Below are 2,333 nucleotides of genomic sequence, written 5' to 3'. Positions count from 1 at the left end.
AATTGGCCGAGGCTGACGCCATGATCACCCATTTGATCCATGACAACAGCATCGCCGCGCCCAAGGCTGCGCAACGCTGATGAGCCATAACGCGTCCTTCTCGCCGCCCAGCTTGCTGATGGCCACCCTTGGCGCCATGCTCAGCTACCAGGCCGGCTCCACCGAAAGCGAAGCGGCGATGGACAAGAACAACGCCGCCATTTTCAAGACCGAAGCCGCCAACCAGTGGAACTACTACCAGGCCAAATCCAGCCGGCAAAACCTGGCGGAACTGGCTACCCATATTCCTGGTGTGGACGCCGCGCACTACAAGGATGAGAGCGAGCGCTACAAGGGCCAGAAGGAAGACGTGCGCAAACAGGCCGAGAAACTTGAGGCAACCTCACGGGAATGGGATCAGAAATCCGAAGAAGCGCTGCACCAGCATCACCGCTGGGCCCAGGCGATGACGGCGATTCAGATCGCGATTTCGTTGGCGGCAATTACGTTGTTGACGCGCAAGGAATGGTTGAAGCGCATGTCGTATACGGCTGGCGGTGTGGCCGTGGTGCTGGGCAGCCTGGCGTGGCTGCATGTCTAATAATTTCACTTGGGCGCCCCACTCCAGCCGCTATATAGTAAAGCGTATAACGCTAGCTGCCGCATAAGGAGATAACGGTGTCAGGACAACCCCAAGAAGCCGTGGGCGCCGCCTACAGTATCGAATCCATGCGCTATGCCCAGGCCATGACCTGGCAAGCCATCGAACAACTGGCCCAACGCATCCGCCCCGGCATGCTCGAATCCGAAGCGCGCGAGCTGGGCAAGCACGTCCTCGCCGACCTCGATATGCAACGCATCTGGCACCCGCTGCTGGTGCGCTTCGGCGCCAATACCCTCAAGACCTTCAAGCAACGCTCCGACGGTGACCCGGTACTCGGTGAAAACGACATGTTTTTCATCGACATGGGCGCCGTCTGGCAAGGTCACGAAGGCGACGCGGGTGCCACCTTCAGCACCGGCACCGACCCGGACATGATCGCCTGCGCCAACGCGGCCAAAGAGCTGTTCGACCGCGTGCAGGCGCGCTGGAAAAACGACCAGGTCATCGGCCTCGAACTCTACCGCTACGCCGAAGCACAAGCCCAGGCCATGGGCTGGCAGTTGAACCTCGACATCAAGGGCCACCGCGTCAGCGACTTTCCCCACGCGATCCATCGTGGCGGCGACCTCGGCGACTTCGAGCAGTACCCGAATGCGGGGCTGTGGATTCTGGAAATCCAGATCGCTCACCCGAGCAAGCCGTATGGCGCGTTCTATGAAGACCTACTCGCTTAATTGTTCAAGGGAACCAAAATGGAACGCTGCGCCGAATTCCCCGTACTGTTGTTTTCCTACGGCACCTTGCAGGACAAGGCCGTCCAACTCGCCAGCTTCGGCCGAGAACTGGCAGGCCAGCACGACGCAATGTTGGGCTACTCGAAAAACTGGGTAGAGATTACTGACCCGCAAGTGTTGGCCACCAGTGGCAAGACCCATCACCCGATTGTGGCGCCGAGCACCGAACAAGGCGCCAGCGTTGAAGGCAGGGTGTTTCAGATTACCGAGCAAGAGTTGGCGGCGGCGGATGCGTATGAAGTATCCGACTACAAGCGGGTCAGGGTGGCGTTGGCATCGGGCCTGACGGCTTGGGCGTATGTGCAAGCCTGAACGACCGGCAATTGTTTTCAATCTGTTACAGGAGCGTTTAAAGTATCGCCCCCCGAGAATTGAATCTCGGGATTCAGCCCATGGAGTTACTCAGTGAAGTACGTCAGTAAAGTGGTTGCAGCAGCTGTTCTCGGTTTCACCCTCGCAGGCTGCACCGGCACCGCCATCAAATCCCCGCAATACGACAGCAGCCAATACACCGTGCTGGGTCACAGTGAAGCCACCGCCACCGGCATCATGCTGTTCGGTGTGATCCCAATCGGCCAGAACAGCCGTTTCGTCCGCGCCCAGACGGCTGCCATCCAGGCAAAAGGCGGCGACGCAATGATCAATACCGAAATCCAGGAAAAATGGTTTTGGGCTTGGGTGCTGAGCGGTTACACCACCAAGATCTCCGGTGATGTGGTCAAGCTGAAAGCAGCACACTAAACCGGACGTTGCTCTATTTGGGCGGGATTTAACCTGAGCGAGCGACGTATCATGGGCCAACCTTTCGAGGATGGTCCATGAACCTCAGTATCCTTTACGCACTCGCCGCCGCCGCGCTATTCGGCGCCAGCACCCCGCTCGCCAAAAGCCTCGGCCTGGGCCTCTCGCCCGTGCTGCTCGCAGGCCTGCTTTACCTCGGCAGCGGCGGCGGACTC

4 protein-coding genes and 1 pseudogene are annotated in these 2,333 nt (G+C 59.3%); all 5 read left to right on the top strand.

Annotated elements, in window-relative coordinates; all coding sequences use genetic code 11:
* Positions 1–79 precede the first annotated feature (79 nt).
* Positions 80–580, top strand: a complete 501-nt coding sequence (locus tag L9Z73_RS29235; protein WP_345894193.1) for a DUF4337 domain-containing protein — start codon at positions 80–82, stop codon at positions 578–580.
* A 77-nt stretch (positions 581–657) separates the two neighbouring features.
* Complete coding sequence (locus tag L9Z73_RS29230; RefSeq protein WP_247408347.1) at positions 658–1,317, top strand: M24 family metallopeptidase; 660 nt, start codon at positions 658–660, stop codon at positions 1,315–1,317.
* 18 nt (positions 1,318–1,335) lie between these two features.
* Positions 1,336–1,689, top strand: coding sequence for a gamma-glutamylcyclotransferase family protein (locus tag L9Z73_RS29225; RefSeq protein WP_247408345.1), 354 nt, complete (start codon positions 1,336–1,338; stop codon positions 1,687–1,689).
* 93 nt (positions 1,690–1,782) lie between these two features.
* Positions 1,783–2,118, top strand: a complete 336-nt coding sequence (locus L9Z73_RS29220) for a hypothetical protein (protein WP_247408343.1) — start codon at positions 1,783–1,785, stop codon at positions 2,116–2,118.
* 77 nt (positions 2,119–2,195) lie between these two features.
* Positions 2,196–2,333 (top strand): annotated as a pseudogene (locus L9Z73_RS31360) (EamA/RhaT family transporter); the annotation flags it as partial.

The sequence above is a fragment of the Pseudomonas emilianonis genome, assembly GCF_023072625.1.
Taxonomy (GTDB): Bacteria; Pseudomonadota; Gammaproteobacteria; order Pseudomonadales; family Pseudomonadaceae; genus Aquipseudomonas; species Aquipseudomonas paraveronii.
This window is presented reverse-complemented; position numbering and strand designations above follow the sequence as displayed.